20 protein-coding genes are annotated in these 17717 nt (G+C 42.7%); 17 read left to right on the top strand and 3 right to left on the bottom strand.

Features of this window, described 5'->3' with window-relative positions; all coding sequences use genetic code 11:
* Positions 1–87 precede the first annotated feature (87 nt).
* Positions 88–1383, top strand: a complete 1296-nt coding sequence (locus ACH6C1_RS16225; RefSeq protein ID WP_374078893.1) for a CitMHS family transporter — start codon at positions 88–90, stop codon at positions 1381–1383.
* A gap of 80 nt (positions 1384–1463) precedes the next feature.
* The gene (locus tag ACH6C1_RS16230; RefSeq protein ID WP_095218879.1) at positions 1464–1973 is read left to right on the top strand and encodes a type 1 glutamine amidotransferase domain-containing protein; all 510 of its coding nucleotides are present in this window, start codon (positions 1464–1466) and stop codon (positions 1971–1973) included.
* 37 nt (positions 1974–2010) lie between these two features.
* Here the strand turns inward: ACH6C1_RS16230 and ACH6C1_RS16235 are convergent, their stop codons facing one another.
* Positions 2011–2649, bottom strand: a complete 639-nt coding sequence (locus ACH6C1_RS16235) for an NAD(P)-dependent oxidoreductase (protein WP_095218878.1) — start codon at positions 2647–2649, stop codon at positions 2011–2013.
* A 153-nt stretch (positions 2650–2802) separates the two neighbouring features.
* Between ACH6C1_RS16235 and ACH6C1_RS16240 the strand changes: the two genes are divergently transcribed.
* The gene (locus ACH6C1_RS16240; protein WP_095218877.1) at positions 2803–3240 is read left to right on the top strand and encodes an Rrf2 family transcriptional regulator; all 438 of its coding nucleotides are present in this window, start codon (positions 2803–2805) and stop codon (positions 3238–3240) included.
* A 36-nt stretch (positions 3241–3276) separates the two neighbouring features.
* Here the strand turns inward: ACH6C1_RS16240 and hmpA are convergent, their stop codons facing one another.
* Positions 3277–4452, bottom strand: coding sequence for an NO-inducible flavohemoprotein (gene hmpA, locus ACH6C1_RS16245; protein WP_175074136.1), 1176 nt, complete (start codon positions 4450–4452; stop codon positions 3277–3279).
* Between the two features lie 160 nt (positions 4453–4612).
* On the opposite strand from hmpA, the gene ACH6C1_RS16250 reads away from it, so the two are divergent.
* Positions 4613–5044: an RrF2 family transcriptional regulator gene (locus ACH6C1_RS16250; RefSeq protein ID WP_095270796.1), complete on the top strand. Its 432-nt coding sequence runs from the start codon at positions 4613–4615 to the stop codon at positions 5042–5044.
* A 75-nt stretch (positions 5045–5119) separates the two neighbouring features.
* Here ACH6C1_RS16250 and ACH6C1_RS16255 read toward each other — a convergent pair whose 3' ends face one another.
* Positions 5120–5737: a cupin domain-containing protein gene (locus tag ACH6C1_RS16255; RefSeq protein ID WP_095270799.1), complete on the bottom strand. Its 618-nt coding sequence runs from the start codon at positions 5735–5737 to the stop codon at positions 5120–5122.
* A gap of 192 nt (positions 5738–5929) precedes the next feature.
* Here ACH6C1_RS16255 and ACH6C1_RS16260 point away from each other — a divergent pair, with 192 nt between their 5' ends.
* From ACH6C1_RS16260 to ACH6C1_RS16320, 13 genes are all read left to right on the top strand, one after another.
* Positions 5930–7675, top strand: a complete 1746-nt coding sequence (locus ACH6C1_RS16260; protein WP_095270802.1) for a sensor histidine kinase — start codon at positions 5930–5932, stop codon at positions 7673–7675.
* 82 nt (positions 7676–7757) lie between these two features.
* Positions 7758–8429 carry a response regulator transcription factor gene (locus ACH6C1_RS16265; RefSeq protein ID WP_374078899.1) on the top strand — a complete coding sequence of 224 codons (672 nt, stop codon included), beginning with the start codon at positions 7758–7760 and terminating at the stop codon, positions 8427–8429.
* Positions 8430–8444: 15 nt separating this feature from the next.
* Positions 8445–8591 carry a teichoic acid D-Ala incorporation-associated protein DltX gene (locus ACH6C1_RS16270; RefSeq protein ID WP_374078901.1) on the top strand — a complete coding sequence of 49 codons (147 nt, stop codon included), beginning with the start codon at positions 8445–8447 and terminating at the stop codon, positions 8589–8591.
* A gap of 17 nt (positions 8592–8608) precedes the next feature.
* Positions 8609–10114, top strand: coding sequence for a D-alanine--poly(phosphoribitol) ligase subunit DltA (dltA, locus tag ACH6C1_RS16275; protein ID WP_374078903.1), 1506 nt, complete (start codon positions 8609–8611; stop codon positions 10112–10114).
* Positions 10111–11268, top strand: a complete 1158-nt coding sequence (gene dltB, locus ACH6C1_RS16280; RefSeq protein ID WP_374078905.1) for a D-alanyl-lipoteichoic acid biosynthesis protein DltB — start codon at positions 10111–10113, stop codon at positions 11266–11268. The genes dltA and dltB overlap by 4 nt, the downstream gene beginning before the upstream one ends.
* 15 nt (positions 11269–11283) lie before the next feature.
* Positions 11284–11520 carry a D-alanine--poly(phosphoribitol) ligase subunit DltC gene (dltC, locus tag ACH6C1_RS16285; protein WP_095270815.1) on the top strand — a complete coding sequence of 79 codons (237 nt, stop codon included), beginning with the start codon at positions 11284–11286 and terminating at the stop codon, positions 11518–11520.
* Positions 11520–12680 carry a D-alanyl-lipoteichoic acid biosynthesis protein DltD gene (gene dltD, locus ACH6C1_RS16290; RefSeq protein ID WP_175074140.1) on the top strand — a complete coding sequence of 387 codons (1161 nt, stop codon included), beginning with the start codon at positions 11520–11522 and terminating at the stop codon, positions 12678–12680. Before dltC ends, dltD begins: the two co-directional genes overlap by 1 nt.
* Before the next feature lie 103 nt (positions 12681–12783).
* On the top strand, positions 12784–13368 hold the full coding sequence (locus ACH6C1_RS16295; protein ID WP_095218864.1) for a DUF2238 domain-containing protein: 585 nt from the start codon (positions 12784–12786) through the stop codon (positions 13366–13368).
* Between the two features lie 181 nt (positions 13369–13549).
* Positions 13550–14011 (top strand): GNAT family N-acetyltransferase, encoded by a 462-nt coding sequence (locus ACH6C1_RS16300; protein WP_374078909.1) that lies wholly within the window; start codon positions 13550–13552, stop codon positions 14009–14011.
* Positions 14001–14615 carry a YczE/YyaS/YitT family protein gene (locus ACH6C1_RS16305; protein ID WP_374078911.1) on the top strand — a complete coding sequence of 205 codons (615 nt, stop codon included), beginning with the start codon at positions 14001–14003 and terminating at the stop codon, positions 14613–14615. The genes ACH6C1_RS16300 and ACH6C1_RS16305 overlap by 11 nt, the downstream gene beginning before the upstream one ends.
* 126 nt (positions 14616–14741) lie before the next feature.
* A complete protein-coding gene (locus ACH6C1_RS16310) occupies positions 14742–15938 on the top strand; it encodes an ornithine--oxo-acid transaminase (protein WP_374078913.1) in 1197 nt (398 codons plus the stop codon).
* A 20-nt stretch (positions 15939–15958) separates the two neighbouring features.
* Entirely contained in the window at positions 15959–16867 is a 909-nt protein-coding gene (locus ACH6C1_RS16315) for an aldo/keto reductase (protein WP_095218901.1), read from the top strand.
* A 159-nt stretch (positions 16868–17026) separates the two neighbouring features.
* A complete protein-coding gene (locus tag ACH6C1_RS16320; protein WP_095270827.1) occupies positions 17027–17650 on the top strand; it encodes a TetR/AcrR family transcriptional regulator in 624 nt (207 codons plus the stop codon).
* Positions 17651–17717: the final 67 nt, after the last annotated feature.

The raw sequence follows: 17717 nt of genomic DNA on the forward strand, positions 1-17717 counted from the left end.
GTAAACTGTGCATTTTGTGAACACAATGTTACACTTCTTTCAATTGAAAGCGCTAACAATTAGCGCTGTTTGAAGGAGGACTTTCTTTTGTTATCTTTATTGGGCTTCTCCATGGTTGCTGTATTTATGTATTTGATAATGTCCAAAAAGCTATCACCGCTTGTGGCGTTGACGCTTATTCCTATTCTCTTTGGTATAATTGGCGGCTTCACTTCTTCACTCGGGCCGATGATGCTGGAAGGTGTAGAAGGAATTGCGGCCACAGCTATTATGATCCTGTTTGCTATCCTTTACTTCGGAGTCATGATTGATGCAGGACTGTTCGATCCCTTGATCAATCTCATTTTGAAAGTTGTAAAAGGGGATCCGCTCAAAATTGTTGTTGGTACGTCTATTCTTTCTATGATGGTAGCACTTGATGGAGATGGTACAACAACATATATGATCACTGTTTCTGCGTTACTACCGCTCTATAAACGATTAGGAATGAATCGTTTGATTCTTGCAACAGTAGCTATGCTCTCAATGGGGGTAATGAATATCACGCCTTGGGGCGGGGCTTCTGCTATGGCTATGGCTGCTTTGAACCTGGAAGCATCTGAGCTGTTCATACCGATTATTCCTGTTATGGGAGTAGGGCTTGTTTATGCGATAACAGTAGCTTTCATCCTTGGGAGAAAGGAAAGGAAGCGCTTAGGTGTTGTGCAGCTGGATGATCAAACGCACAGAGAAATCAGTGCCGCAGAAGAAGTACCAGCTTATCGTCGTCCGAAGCTTGTTTGGGTGAACTTGCTGCTTACAATAGCGTTGCTTGTTTGCCTAATCATGGACTTCATTTCACTGACGATTTTATTCATGGTTGCTTTTGCCGTCGCTCTGATGATCAACTATCCACGTATGAGTGAGCAGCAGGAGAGAATGGCAGCACATGCAAAAAACGGATTAGCTGTCACGACGATAGTTATTGCTGCAGGTATTTTTACAGGTATCATGTCTGGTACGGAAATGATTGATGCGATGGCGAATACGCTTGTATCAATCATCCCAGAGTTCATGTCACCATATCTCGCAGTCATTATCGCCATCATTAGTGCTCCATTTACTTTCTTTATGTCTAATAATGCATTCTACCTTGGCGTACTGCCGATACTGGCCGAAGCAGCACAAGCGTACGGTGTCAGCAAAGTAGAAATCGGTCGTGCGGCATTGCTCGGTCAGCCAGTTCACGTATTGAGTCCGCTAGTAGCCGCAGCCCATCTACTAATCGGTATGGTAGGCATACAATTCGGGGAACTGCAGCGCTATGCTATGTTTTGGGCATTCGGATCAACAATTGTGATGACTATCGCGGCATTGATATTCGGGGTTATAAGTATTGGGTGATAACCTGTGAGCGCGATAGTTGAATAGAGTGAGAACCCTCTGGTAGTCTTAAGTTAAAGATAAAATAGGAGGGACTATATATGAGTAAAAAAATCGCAGTTCTAATTACAGATGAATTTGAAGATATCGAATATACAAGTCCGGTAAAAGCATACGAAGAAGCTGGTCACAGTGTCGTAAACGTGGAGTTCGAAGCTGGCAAAGAAGTTAATGGTAAGCACGGTGAGAAAGTGAAAATCGACAAAGCGATTTCCGATGTTGATGCAAGTGAATTCGATGCACTATTGATTCCTGGGGGATTTTCTCCTGACTTGCTTCGCGGAGATGACCGTCCCGGTGAATTCGCAAAAGCTTTCGTAGAAAATGAAAAACCTGTATTCGCTATCTGCCATGGTCCGCAAGTATTGATCGATACAGACTTGCTAAAAGGCAAGGATATTACGGGCTATCGCAGTGTCCGCAAAGATTTGATCAATGCGGGTGCGAATTACAAAGATGAAGAGGTAGTCGTAAGCCATAACATCGTCACAAGCAGAACACCGGATGATTTGGAAGCATTCAACCGCGAATCATTGAATCTGTTGAAATAAGAGGAAAGCGCTAGACCAAGTGGTCTAGCGCTTTTATTTATTCCTTTTCTCCAACAACAGAGAAACGTTCATTAAGATGTGCAGGTTTTTCAATTTCATCCAAGACAGCGATAGCATAGTCAGCGTAGCTGATATAGCTGTTGCCTTGTTTATTCAAAATCATGACCTCACCGCCAGTTTGGTAGCTGCCAGTCCGTTTGCCATCTGCATCGAAGAATCCACCAGGACTGATGTAGGTCCATTGGATACCTTCACTGCTTTCCAGTTCCTTCAGGTTTTCACCCATATTGGTAGCTGTCGGTAAAAAGGCAGCTGGGAAGTCAGGTGTTTCAGATACCCGAGTGGTTTTCTGTTCATCTACGAACAAGCTTCCAGCACCGCCGACAACGAGAAGACGAGTGGAAGGAGCATTCTTTAATGCTTCAATAAGAATCCGACCAGCTTCAATGTGCTGTTTTTCTTGGCCAGGAGCAGTATTGAAGGCGTTAACGATCACATCAAAGTCCTTGATATCGGATGTTTGGATATCAAATATGCCTTTTTCTAGTATGTTAATGTTCTGTTTTACTTTTGCAGCGCTGCGTACAATTGCTGTCACCTCGTGGCCGCGATCCATAGCTTCTTTTGTAATTAAGCTGCCTGCTTTACCTGTAGCTCCGATAATCCCTATTTTCATGGTAACTCCTCCTTGTGTTTTATCTTGTAATTAATTTAGTTACATGTAGTATAATAAGTTACAGGTTATAACTTGTCAACACTTTCCTTTTACCCGTTTCATTTTGCGTTATACTATAGAGATAGGAATTCATTTGAAAGTGAGCTGGAAATTATGTCAATAAGCAGCCGTTTTGCTGTTGGTATCCATATACTGACACTTCTAGAGGTGAATAAAGACGAGGTGAATTCGTCTGAGTTCATTGCAGCCAGTGTCAATACGAACCCGGTCGTTATCCGTAAGATCATGGGTATGCTTAAAAAAGCGGAGCTGGTCAATGTACGCCCAGGAGTAGCAGGAGCGGAACTAGCACGTAAGCTTGATGAAATCACACTGCTTGATGTGTACAAAGCAGTGGAAGCAGTCCCGGAAAATGAACTCTTCAGTGTTCATGGAAATCCGAATCCACAATGTACGGTTGGCAGGAATATTCAAGCAGCTGTTCTTCCAATATTCGCTGGAGCACAGGCGGTCATGGAAAAAGCATTGGCGCATGTGACGATTGAGGATATTGTGCAAAGTATAGAAGAGCAAGATAAGCAGATTGAATAAAAAAAGCGCACTGCCGAGGCAGTGCGCTTACTTGTTTTATTGAGCTTTTTCAAGATCAGCAGCAGGGCCGAAGAACTCAAAATGAACTTGTTCTTTACTGATACCAGCGTGGTACAGTGTGGAAATGACGAATTCCATGAAACCAGCTGGACCACAGACATAAACATCGCTATCAGTGTTCACCATATCTTTAAGGATAGTTTCATCGATTCTCTTATCTTCATAATATGTCTGATACGTCAAATTAGGCATTCTTTCTTGAATGCTTTGGATCTGCTTAGTAAAAGCAGCAAACTCTGGAGTGCGTGCAGCTTGCAGGAAGACGACTTCCCGCTTGGAATCTTCTGCTGCAAGAGTCTCAAGCATACTCATGATTGGCGTGATGCCAACACCGCCTGCGATGAAAGTAATCGGTTTGTCAGCATTTTTCTCAAGAGTGAAGACACCAGCAGGTGCACTTACTTCTAATTTGTCTCCTTCTTTTACTTGTTCGTGTAAGTAGACGGAAACCTTGCCATCCGGATCATTATCGTCTTCTTTCTTCACAGAAATACGGAACGTATCTGATGAAGGTGTCTTAGATAGACTGTATTGACGGATCATCATGTATTTTTCTCCAGGAATTGATACACGGACGGAAATATACTGACCAGGTTCGAAATCAGGCACGCGTTCAGAGTCAGCAGGTTTCAAGTAAAAGGATGTGATAACATTACTTTCTTGGACTTTCTTTTCGACAACGAAGTCTTTAAAGAATGCCCAGCCGCCTTCTTTCTTTTCATTTTCTTCATACATATTGGCTTCTACACCGATAAAAGCATCTGCGATGACGCCATAAGCTTCTTCCCATGCTTTCAGAATCTGAGGTGTCGCAGCATCTCCTAGAACCATCTTGATTGCTTTAAGTAAGTATTCGCCTACAACCGGATAATGCTCGGATTTTACACCTAAGCTGACATGCTTGTGAGAAATCTGTACGACCGTCGGAAGTATTGCCTCCAGCTTATCGATATGTACCGCAGCTGCATAGACTGCATTAGCGAGTGCAGTTTGCTGTTTGCCTCTTGCCTGGTTTGCATGGTTGAAAATGTTCAGAAGTTCAGGGTGCGCTTTAAACAATTCTTCGTAAAAGACAGTAGTAATTTGAGTGCCATGCTCTTCTAGCACAGGTACAGTGCTTTTAATGATGTCGATAGTTTCTTGTGATAGCATTTTGGATTCCTTCTTTCTTTGATCTACCTCTATCATAGAACTAACAGTGGATAAAAGATATATTTTAAATACCACTTTAACAAAAGTGTCACATTCTCTTTATGCCCAATCAGTTATTCTGTTATGCTATAATCCTCAAGAAGAGGAGGATATAACCAAGATGCGATTGACGATGTATACTGACTTTTCCCTAAGAGTCCTTCTTTATTTGGGAACAAAAGAAAAAGACAAGCTGTCGACGATTCAAGAAATCGCGACAGCATATCATATATCCAAAAACCATTTGATGAAAGTAGCACATGAAATGCGCCAGGCAGGTTATATTGAAGCTGTGCGTGGGCGTTCAGGCGGTATTAAACTAGCACGTGATCCAAAAGAGATCAATATTGGAGCGGTTGTACGGAGGATGGAAGATGATTTTCATCTCGTCGAATGCTTCAATAGAGAGAACAATACATGCCCGATTGCTTCTGTTTGCGGCTTGAGAGGAATATTAGGTAAAGCATTGCATGCATATTTGCAAGTGCTTGATGCGTATACGCTGCAGGATTTATTAGAGAATGAAGCAGATTTGCGAATGCTGCTCCGATGAACAAATTAATTTTGAACTAATATCTTTCTTAAATAAGAACAGCCTCTCCTCAAAAGGAGAGGCTGTTCTTATTTCTTATTTGAAACGATAATAGTGATACCCGTCTGTATTTTCTTGGTGAGAGGCTTTTTGTTCTTCAGACCGCTGCTGGCTGCATTCATCTGGCGGACCGATGATAATAGTCTGGTTGTTGAGCGGGCGTAGTGTTTCCTGAAGCTTCGTCTTATCCAGACAATAGGTTTTAGCGAGTACTTCTGCTGGTGTCCTCGCTAAGATATCCGAACCGAAAATATATTCAGGGTATGGCGCATCGAAAATGGCCAGCAGATGTGTTTGATCTTCTGCTGCTGTTTCCCAGTGCCACCAGCCTTGAGGGACATTCGCGACTTGGCCGCGGGTAATGCGGATGTTTTCAACTTTATTCGTGAATGGATTAATCAGGGAAACTTGAGCTGACCCGCTAATGCAGTAGACAAGTTCAGCAGCATTTTGATGGTAATGAGGTTCGACTGTTTTCCCTTTGCTCAAATAGATATCGAGAAGAGACACATCTCCCAGTGTATTCAATACATCACGGCCGAGCCGGTTTATATAGTTCCGGTTATTCCGTGTGAATAGACGGTTTTTATTCACATCGCTAAAATACTGGACATTGCTCTTGGTGTAGTCCATGTACTCATTTTCTTTCCCCATACCTTCCCCTTCTTTCTGTTGAAGTGCTTCGGAGTTAGAGTATGCGAGTGGCGGATATTTGGATTTTACAAAAAAAGGGTTCCGTATTTTTATAAATACGTGTACGCTGATGAAGTGTGCGGACACACAAAAAACATATCTGTAAATTAAAGTATATATAACTAACTGTCGTAGTACATAAAGGGGTACCACATGAGAAAACGAGGCATTACGATCAAGCTGTTCGCTGTGACAGCTTTATTCTTCTTGGCATTTTACGCTATGATTATGATTTTTCAGCTTGTGTTCTTTGATAGCTTTTACCAGCACTATAAAACGAAAGAAGCTGCTGAGCATCTGCATGCATTGGCAGATGGCTATGAAGAGAATTCCTGGAGTGCAGAGGAGCTGACAAAGCACACGCTGTCTTATATGCAGGAGACGAAAAGTCCTTTGACGATTGTTGATGCAGAAGGATATCAGCTAGTACAAGATCCGTTCCATATTATGCTGCAAACTGAAGATGGGGATGTACTTGAAGTGGCATTATCGTTGTTTGTGACTGATTATGGTACCGACTTGGATGCGTTGAACATCAAAAAGGGAGATACGTTAGAGATTAATGGAGAATCAGATTTGTCGGTCACTTCGGTCATTTATCCTTCTGTAATCAGTAAGGATGAGGAAAGTGTGGGTGAACATCTGGAAGAGAATGAAATAACTCTCCAAGGAAAAGTAAAAAGTGTTTCACTTCCCCAGGGTGGTATGTCAAATAGAGGGTTAGGCCTTCTTTACGATGCGCTGCTGGAATGGTTCCCGCTGGATGAAGATCTGCTGAAGCAGCTTAACAATGGAGAAAGTCTACAGCTGAATTGGGTGGAACCATGGACTGGAAAGCATAATCTAGTACTGATGGATCCAATTAAGAAAGACGGCGAAATACAATATCTCTTCTCTGTCACTTCCTTACAGGAAACCAAAGATACGAATGAAGCACTGCGCGTTTTTTATCTTTATATCGGTATCGCCGGTATTTTACTCATTCTTTTGCTTTCTTTGTTTTATTCACGTCTTGTGAGCAGTCCATTGATCAAACTGAATGAGATGGCTAAAAAAATGGTACATCTGGACTTTTCATCGGTGAAGCCAATCAAGCAAAAAGATGAACTTGGCAGCCTTTCCAATAACATGCTGATTATGGCGCAGAACTTGGATGTAGCACTGGATGATTTGAAACAAGCCAACGAAAAGCTGAAGCAGGATATGGAGAAGCGCAAAAAGATGGAAAAAGCGCAGCGCGAATTCTTTGAGCATGCTTCTCATGAACTGAAGACACCGCTCAGTATCGTCAAAAGCTTTGCAGAAGGGCTGCAGGATGGTATCAGCCCAGACAAGCACGATCACTATATTGACGTAATTATTGAGGAATCAGACAAGATGCAAGTACTGATCGGGGATATGCTGGATTTGGCCAAGCTTGAGAACGGAGCTATTAAGCTAAGAAAATCATCATTCCTGCTGAGTGAAATGATAGAAGATCTTTCCGATAAAATGTACTGCATGGCGAAGGATAAGCAAGTTTCCATTGAAGTGATGCCAAGGAATGAGATGCCGATTACGGCTGATTATGAGTGGATGGAGCGAGTCATGCGGAATCTGCTAGTTAATGCAGTCCGTCATAGCGAAACAGATTCTGTCATTAGTATCCGTATCGAAACAGACCTGGACACTGCTCGCAGTGTGTTCATGATTGACAACAAAGGTTCTCAAATACCAGAAGAACAGCTGGATAAGATCTGGAATCGTTTTTACCGCACGGAATCCTCCAGAAGCAGATTGACAGGTGGCACAGGTTTGGGACTTGCTATTGTGCAGCAAATACTCGATTTGCACCACTACAGCTATGGAGTCGAAAATACACCAGAAGGAGTCCGTTTCATCGTGCAATTTTATCAGTAATGGGAAAAATTACTTATTTGGACACATGAAGGACATATGAGCTTGTTAATTTATGTATATCAGTTGGAAGGAAGGATTCGCGATGAGAAAGAAAGTGCTGCTTGTCGAGGATGAATTACGTATCCGGGAAGTAGTGGCGGACTATTTCAAAAAGGATGGCTGGGAAGTGCATGAAACAGATAATGGCAGCAGCGCTATTGATTGGTTTGAGGCTATTTATCCCGATCTAGTCATTCTGGATATCATGATGCCGAAGATGGATGGCTTTGCTGTTACAAAAGAGGTCCGTGCAAAATCGGGTGTACCAATCATCCTGTTGACAGCCAAGTCCAGTGACGATGATAAAATCCATGGATTTGATCTCGGAGCAGATGATTATGTAACGAAGCCATTTAGTCCGAAAGTGCTGGTTGCACGGGCTAATTCCTTGATGAAGCGGGCAACCGAACATTACTTGCCGAATGGACATATGCTCAGCTTCGGTCATGCCGTGGTCAATACAAAATCACGTCAGCTGGAATTGGATAAACAGCAAGTCGAGTTGACACCGAAGGAATATGATCTCTTGCTGCTCCTGCTGCAGCATAAAAATAACGTCCTTTCACGTGAAACAATTCTGAATCATGTATGGGGCATAGATTTTGAAGGGGATAACCGCGTAGTGGACACGCATATTAAGAAGCTGCGTGCCAAACTTGTGGATGAATCTCATCATATTCGGACTGTTATCGGTACTGGATACAAATTTGAATAGAAGGCAGAGGAAAAAATGAATAAGATCAAGCAGCTGTATGCACATACAGGTGTTCGCTTTGTTGTGCATACCTGTTTCTATTTGGCAGTCCTTGTCACCTTGTTCATGCTGTATGGCTTCCATACAGCCAACACAGGTAACTACATATATAACGATTTTTAATTGGAGAAGATATAACAATGAAACTTTTAACAACTATTGCACAGCATGCGGCAGGTAGCCCTGAGCAAACAGCATTCCGTAATGGAGAGGATGCAATTAGCTACAGGATGCTTTGGGAACGATCGGACAGACTGGCAGTTCTTATCCGTAACAGCTGTCAGCTTGAACGGCAGACACCAATTGTTGTGTACGGTCATATGGGAACGGATATGCCGGTATCCTTCCTCGCCTGTGTGAAAGCAGGCTACCCATACATACCTATTGATACATCCATTCCGATGGAGCGGGTGCGTCTAATCGTGGAAAAATCCGGTGCAGGCTTGGTCATCAATACAACGGATTATGACCTTGGGCTTGATAATGTGGCTGTTTTATATACAGCAGCTTTAAAGCTGGAACAAGAAGAGTGTATCAGTCAAAACTTGTGGGTGAAGGAAGATGAGGTATTCTATATCATCTACACATCCGGAAGTACAGGGAATCCAAAAGGTGTACAGGTCACAGCAGCGAACCTGCAGTCTTTTACCGATTGGATGACGAATGACTTTCCGCTCGGACAAGGAAAAGTGTTTTTGAATCAGGCACCATTTTCATTCGATTTGTCTGTAATGGATTTTTATCCAGCATTACAAAGCGGCGGTACCATCCATACGCTGATGAAAGATGTGATCAATAAGCCAAAGCTGCTTTTCGAGAATCTCCGTGGTTCTGATTTACAGATTTGGACTTCCACGCCATCCTTCGTCCAAATGTGCTTTCCGAATCCTGACTTCCGCGCGGAGATGCTTCCAGAGCTTGATACCTTCCTTTTCTGTGGAGAAGTACTTCCACTGGCAGTAGCAAAAGAATTGAAGGAACGCTTTCCGGAAGCAAGGGTATTCAATACATACGGACCAACAGAAGCAACAGTTGCCGTGACTTCGATTGAAGTTACAGAGGATTTACTGGCAAAAGAGGAAGCATTGCCAGTCGGCCGCCCGAAACCTGATATGCGTATTCTTGTCGTAGACGAAACCGGTAATCCGCTCCCGGATGGAGAAAAAGGAGAGCTTATCCTCGTAGGGCCGAGCGTCACAAAAGGTTACCTTGGTGAGCCGCTGCTGACAGAAAAAGCATACGGCATTATGTGTGATATGCAAGCTTATCAAACTGGAGATGCTGGTTTTATCAAGGATGGTCTCGTATATTGTCAGGGCAGACTGGATTATCAGATCAAGCTGCATGGCTACCGGATGGAGCTTGAGGAAATCGAATTCCACTTACAGCAATCTGAGTATATTAAATCTGCCATCATCATTCCATATACGCCGAAAGAGGAAATTGAATACTTGATTGCAGCAGTCGTTCCAGAGGAACATGACTTTGAAAAGGAATATCAGCTCACAGCAGCTATTCGGAAAGACCTTGCTTTACGTCTGCCTGCTTATATGATTCCGCGTAAATTTACCTATCAGATGACTATCCCGATGACGATGAACGGGAAAGCGGATCGTAAGAAAATGAAGGAAGAGGTATTCGCATGACCCCGTATAGTTCGTTCCTTTTCTTTATTATTCTAGGCATTCTGCTCCTGCCGACGATGATTCTCGGTATCATGGGCAAGCATTTGCGTTATTACAATGTGTTCGTTTCGATTGCTGTACTGGCCTTGATTTTTTCTGGCGGAGATGAAGGATTTTATTCACTCGTCCTTTTCACCGTTCTGCAGCTGATTCTGATCAAAGGCTATATTTCGTACAGGCAGAAAAAGAATAGCAGTCTAGTATTCTATCTGATGAGTTTCCTATCGATATTGCCTTTGATCCTCTCAAAGATCCTGCCGTTCCTGGCAGTGGATAATTGGGCAAGCTTTCTTGGTATCTCATATCTGACATTCCGTGCTGTTCAAATAATTATTGAAACGAGAGATGGATTGATCAAGAAGCAGTTATCGATTTATCAGCTTGTTAATTTCATGCTGTTTTACCCGACGATTTCTTCTGGTCCTATTGATAGATTTCGCCGTTTTCAGAAGGATGAAGAGAAGCGATGGGCGCAAGAAGAATACAAGGAGCTGCTTTATAAGGGTATCAATAAGATCTTCCTCGGCTTCCTGTATAAGTTCATTATCGGGTATGCAATCAACACCTATTTCATCATGAATCTCGAGCATATAGCAGATGGCAGGTTCAGCTACCACCTGCTGTATATGTACAGCTACAGCCTGTATCTGTTCTTCGACTTTGCTGGCTATACAGCGTTTGCTGTCGGCGTCAGTTATATCATGGGTATCCGTTCGCCGGAGAACTTCAATATGCCGTTCATCAGCCGGAACATCAAGGATTTCTGGAACAGATGGCATATGTCGCTGTCGTTCTGGTTCCGAGACTATGTATTCATGCGTTTTGTCTTCTTGATGAAAAAGAAAAAATGGATACAAAACAAAATGCTCGTGTCGAATCTAGGCTATATCCTCTTATTCCTGTTGATGGGAGTATGGCATGGATTAGCGATTCAGTACATCGTCTATGGTGCTTATCATGCCCTGATGATGACAGCTTTTAATTTCTTTGAGACGTGGAACAAAAAACATAAACGCTGGCCGACCGGCAAAACCATGACAATTGTTTCAATTGTCATCACTTTCCATGTCGTCTGTTTCGGATTCTATCTGTTTTCCGGAAGACCATTTCAATAAAAGGGGAATATACTAATGGATTTTAAAGAGAAAGTACTACAAGTTATTGCAGAAGTTTGTGAAGATGATGTTGTAAAAGAGGAGAACGATCTTGATATTTTTGAAGCAGGATTGCTGGATTCATTTGCTACAGTGGAGCTGATTGTGCAATTTGAAGAACAGCTGGGCATCAACGTACCGATTACAGAGTTCGACCGTGATACATGGAATACACCGAATGCAATTATTGATCGTCTGAATGAGCTGAAATAATGAAGAAGAAGTATCTATTCGGACCGATTATATTAGCATTGGTCCTGTTCGCTGCGCTCGTTTTTGTGCCGGCTTCCTGGCTGGCCAAACTGGTGCCAGCGGATCGTTTGGAAGAATCAGCAACGAGTCTGGAGCCGAATATGTTTCAGGGGACATACTTACAGAGTGAAATGCTTGCTGATCCGAAGTATGTTCCGATCTACGGGTCCTCCGAGCTGTCACGCTGGGACCCGTTTCATCCATCGAATTACTTCGAAGCAACTGGTGCTGACTTTACGCCTTACTTAGTAGGGAAAGGCGGTACAACATCCATCATTAATGATCTCAACTTTGCTACACATGCAGAAGAGCTGAAGGACAAGCAGATGGTCATCATCGTCTCGCCGCAGTGGTTCGTCAAGCATGGTACAGATGAGCAGCATTTTGCACCGAACTATTCCTCTTTACAGGCATACCAGCTGCCATTCAATAAAGAAATAGATGAACAGGTGAAGCGGGAATTGATGCAAAGGCTGATGTCATATGATGCGGTGAAAAATGACACGATGCTTTATGAGCTGTATGATGCGTACTTGAATGATGAGGAAATCAAGTTCAACCTATTAACCGCACCAGCTAAAGCTTACATATCAATGCTGAAGAAGAAGGACCTATATTACACACTTATCAAGGATGATCCATCGAACCGGCGTCAGTCTGATAAAGTAAAGAACAAGACTTGGGAGGAACTGCAAGCTCAAGCAGATGCGTATGGCGAAAAACGCACAAAGGATTCAAAATTCAATATCGACTATAAGGTCTATAAGCATAAAAAAAATCACATCAAAGAGATGGAAGGCAAAAACAAAGGGCATTCCTATGCGGAATCACCTGAATATGCAGATTTTCAGCTAATGCTCGATATTCTGAAAAAAGCAGATGCCAAGCCGCTATTCGTCATCATACCGGTTAATGGAGAGTATTACGATTACACAGGTTTCCCGAAGCAGGGACGGGAAGACTATTATAATCGTATCAAAAAACAAATTGATGATAATGGTTTTACTTATGCCGACTATTCCGACCACGAATATGATCCGCATTTTATGCGTGATACGATTCATATTGGTTGGAAGGGCTGGGTTTACTTAGATGAGGATATAAAGAAATTCATTCAATAAAGAAGAGGGTTCACCGAGCTGGTGAATCGTCTTTTTTCGTTTCTGCACTAGAATCCTCCTTAACTGGTTAGACTATGGAAAAAGAGTTAAGGAGAGATGAGGTTTGAAGAAAACGATTATTGTCTTGAGCTTTTTATTCATATGCTTCATGGTGGTCTCCTTTGTGATAGAACTGAAAAATGGAGATACGAATTCCTGGACCAAAGGCGGAGGCAGGGTGATTATGAGTGCACTGCCGCTAGGCTTGCTCTTTCTCAAGCGTAGCCCATTCCGTATACCTCATATTCTTGGATTTTACGGTCTGCTTGTTTGTACTTTCATCTTGGGTGCCATATTCCATTTTTATGATAAGTACAAGTGGTGGGATGTTACGCTTCATGTGGTAGGCAGTATGTATATTGCCTGGCTTGCCTTGGCTATCTATCGCTATAAAGTACTGCGACCAGCAGGCATCTATATTTCACGCTGGATCATCTTCCTATTTGTCTGCGGTATGGCGACAATAGGGAGTGCGATATGGGAAAGCGTCGAGTTCATCGGAGACATGACGGTGACAAGTGTCATGCAGCGGAGCGGAAATACAGATACGATGACGGATTTGATTGCTGGATTGCTCGGAGGAGTGATTTTAGGTATATATGCTTTATTTCGGAATAAGCCGCTGGAAGGGAAAGAGATACGTGGTTGAAGAGAGCTGCATTTTTTACTTGCAGCTCTTTTTTTATTGTTATTAGGTATTTGTTTTTTTACCCGTACACACTTCTCTGAAATAGGGTGAAACATATTTTTAAAAATAGCAAGGAGCCCTAATTCCATCTTTACATTATGTTGCATTTACAACATAATGATGTTTGAAGGATATATTAATAGTGAAGGTAGGTATTATTTTGGCTTCATATAAAATCATACAAGATAAGAATGATCTGGAGAAAGCAAAGGCGATAAGATTAGCGGTGTTTGTAGAAGAGCAAGGAGTCCCGTTAGAGGATGAGTTCGATCAGTTTGATATGTTAGAAGATAGCTGCCAGCACATCCTTGTCTATCACGAGGGAGAAGCAGTTGGAACTGGTCGTATTCGTTATGTAGATGACTACGCTAAATTGGAGCGTATTTGTATGCTGAAGCAGTATCGAAAGTATGGATTAGGCAGTGTTATCATTTCAAGTCTTGAAGAGATAGCGAAACAGACAGGCAAAAAGAAATACAAACTCCATGCGCAAGTCCAAGCAAAAGGATTCTATGAAAAGCTTGGATATAAAGGCGTTTCAGATGAATTCGATGAGGATGGGATTCCTCATCTTATTATGGAGAAGCAGGAAAATGAGGGGTAGAGGAATACTCTTTTTATCGGGTCTTCTCTTGATGACTCTTGGAATTGCCCTGACTATTGAAGCAGATTTGGGCACATCGCCTTTCGATGCAGTACTGGTTGGATTAGCGGAAAGTGCAGGGATGTCAGTAGGAATGTGGGAAATCATTCTAGCGGGTCTTTTTATTATGATAAATTCCCTGCTCACTCGTACAGCACCCGAATTAGCGGGCTTGCTGACTGCATTCGCAACTGGTCTTTTCCTCGATGGGTGGTTATTTCTGCTGGCTGGGATGCATCTAGAGTCGATCATCAGCCGGGCAGGTTTATTTCTTTGTGCACAGCTGCTCCTCGCTGCCGGAACAGCTTTGTATCTGCATACAAAGTTCGCACTTATTCCGATTGATCGGCTTATGCTTGTATTAATTGATAAATTACATACAAGTATAGCTGTTACTAAAACATTTTTGTATGCAGTCTGCCTTGTTTCTGCCTTTTTACTTGCAGGCCCGATTGGACCGGGTACTGTACTGACTGTATTATTAGGAGGCTTTTTGCTGCAATATGCATTTATTGTTCTTCAGCGCCTCGGCATTATGCCAATCTATGAATCGTCTAAATCCTAATGGAAGACGATTCATTTTTTTATTTCTGATATAGCGCTTACATATTGTTATTACTTTGTTAAAATAAAAGCAGAATGATTGCGCTGTATCATGGGCGCCAAATGAACCTGGAAAGGGGCAGTTGGGATGAAGGCTACAGATGCACAAGATTTGATGCAGTTGACAGAGCAATACGGAGCAAATAATTATCACCCGCTTCCGATCGTCATTGCTAAGGCGGAGGGAGTATGGGTAGAGGATACCGCTGGCAAGCGTTACATGGATATGCTCAGTGCCTATTCGGCAGTGAACCAAGGGCATCGCCATCCGAAAATTATCAAAGCGCTAATCGAGCAGGCACAAAAGGTTACGCTCACATCCCGTGCTTTCCATAATGATCAGCTAGGTTTATGGTATGAAAAAGTTGCGGAATTAACTGGCAAGGATATGATCCTGCCGATGAACACAGGTGCGGAAGCTGTAGAGACAGCCTTTAAAGCAGCAAGGCGCTGGGGATATGATGTGAAGGGTATTGCTGATGACCTTGCAGAAATCATTGTGTGCAGCGGAAACTTTCATGGCCGGACGATGACTGCAGTCTCACTATCCTCAGAAGCAGAATATCGCCGCGGATTCGGTCCGATGATCCCGGGAATTAAAGTTATTCCGTATGGTAATCTGGATGCTTTGAAGTCAGCCATCACGCCAAACACCGCTGCCTTCATACTGGAGCCTATCCAAGGGGAAGCAGGCATTATCATCCCGCCAGAAGGGTATTTGAAAGCAGCATCAGAATTGTGTAAGGAAGAGAATGTCTTATTCATCGCTGATGAGATTCAAGTAGGGTTGGGACGTACGGGTAAGCGTTTTGCTTGTGACTGGGAAGATGTCACTCCTGACTTGTTTATCCTTGGAAAGGCCCTGGGCGGCGGAGTCTTCCCGATTTCCTGTGTGGCAGGGGATAAAGATGTCTTAGAAGTCTTCAACCCTGGCTCGCATGGTTCCACATTTGGGGGGAATCCATTAGCTTGTGCTGTTTCGATTGCAGCACTGGATGTGCTCGAAGACGAAGATCTTGCTGCCAGGTCTCAACGTCTAGGAAAGTATCTCCAGGAACAGCTGCAGCAGCTAACTTCGAATAAGATTAAGGAAGTCAGAGGCAGAGGATTGTTTGTCGGTATCGAATTGACGGAACCAGCAAGGCCGTACTGTGAAAAACTGAAAGAGCTTGGTGTGCTTTGCAAAGAGACACATGAGACGGTAATTCGCATTGCACCGCCGCTGGTTATTACCGAAGATGAGCTGGAATGGGCTTTGGAACGTTTGAAGCAAGTATTACAGTAAAAGACAAGGGAGAGATAACGATGAAGCTAGGAACGAGTGAATTGAATACAGCTCCGATTGCCCTTGGCTGTATGCGGATGAATGATTTGAATACGCAGGAAGCTGTAAAAGTAATTGAAGCAAGTGCTGAGGCTGGTATCAACCTATTCGATCATGCTGATATTTATGGCGCCGGAGCGTCAGAGGAAGTTTTTACTGCTGCACTTAAAGAAAGCACGATTAAGCGAGAGGATGTAATTCTACAGTCGAAATGCGGAATCCGCAAAGGGTATTTCGATTTTTCAAAGGAACATATTCAGTCCAGTGTGGATGCTATCCTCAATAGGCTGCAGACAGATTATCTCGATATCCTATTGCTGCATCGTCCTGATGCGCTGATGGAGCCAGAGGAAGTAGCGGAGGCTTTCCAGAAGCTGAAGGAAAGCGGAAAGGTAAGGTACTTTGGTGTCAGCAACCACCATCCTCATCAAATAGAGCTGTTGAAGCAATATGTAAAAGATGATCTGATTATCAATCAGCTTCAACTCAGTTTGATGCACACGCCTTTAATTGACGCTGGATTAAATGTGAATATGCAGAACAGAGAGTCAGTCGTGAGGGACAGCGGTTTACTTCCGTATAGTCAGCTTAACAAGATGACGGTACAGGCGTGGTCGCCATTCCAATTTGGTATGATAGAAGGCGTATTCGTCGACAACCCAGACTTTCCGGAAGTAAATGCAGCACTACAGGAACTGGCGGATAAGTATACCGTAAGCAAATCAGCGATTGCGATTGCCTGGATATTGCGCCATCCTGCCTCAATCCAAGCTGTTATAGGTTCTATGAATCCGGAACGAATCCAAGCTATTTGTAAGGCGCAGGATGTACGGTTGACTAGGGAAGAGTGGTACAAATTGTATCGAACAGCAGGTAATAATCTACCTTGATTATATGAATGAAGAGAAGCGGATTGTCTATTGGGCAATCCGTTTCTCTTCGTATGGTAATAAATAGTAGTATAGTCTTGACATGTGACACGGTGTCACATATAATCTATTTATCATCAATTGTGACACGTTGTCATATGTTTGGGCAGGAGGGAAGAAATGCCGAAGCAAACCTTTCTTTCTTTACCGGAAGATAAACAAAATACATTGATTCAATCAGCAAAAAAAGAATTTTCTCGTGTCCCCCTGCATGAAGCGTCTATAGCGAACATCATTAAAGATGCCGGAATACCTAGAGGCAGCTTTTATCAGTATTTCGAGGATAAAGAAGATCTGTATTATTATCTGCTGAATCAGGTAGCGCAGGAGAATAATAAAAAGCTGAATTCTATTCTTCAGGAAAAGAAAGGGAACTTATTCGAAGCCTTGTTGGAACAGTTCCGATATATGATTTCTTTACGTCATCATGAAGAGCATAATGACTTTCTTCGGTATGCTTTTCTGAATATGAACCATAGGAAAGAAAATACTATGGCAAACAACATATATAAAGAAAGCTTGAAGAATGAGCGCTCTCAAACACTTGAAATGGTGGATATCTCTTTTCTGAATATAGAAGATAAGCAGGAGCTATCGCATGTCATTCGAATTGTCGGAGCTATTACTTTTCATAATCTTGTGCAGGTATTCGTTCATGATCTTACGGATGAAGAAGCCATCTACAATTATGAAGCACAAATTAGTTTGATAAAAAAAGGACTGCAAAGGAAAGAGGTCGACTGATGTACAGCACTGTAATCAAAAAAAGTGATGATTTGATGAAGAAGCTAGTGGAGACACTGCAAAAGCA

The sequence above is a fragment of the Terribacillus sp. JSM ZJ617 genome (genome assembly GCF_044383785.1).
Classification (GTDB): domain Bacteria; phylum Bacillota; class Bacilli; order Bacillales; family Amphibacillaceae; genus Terribacillus.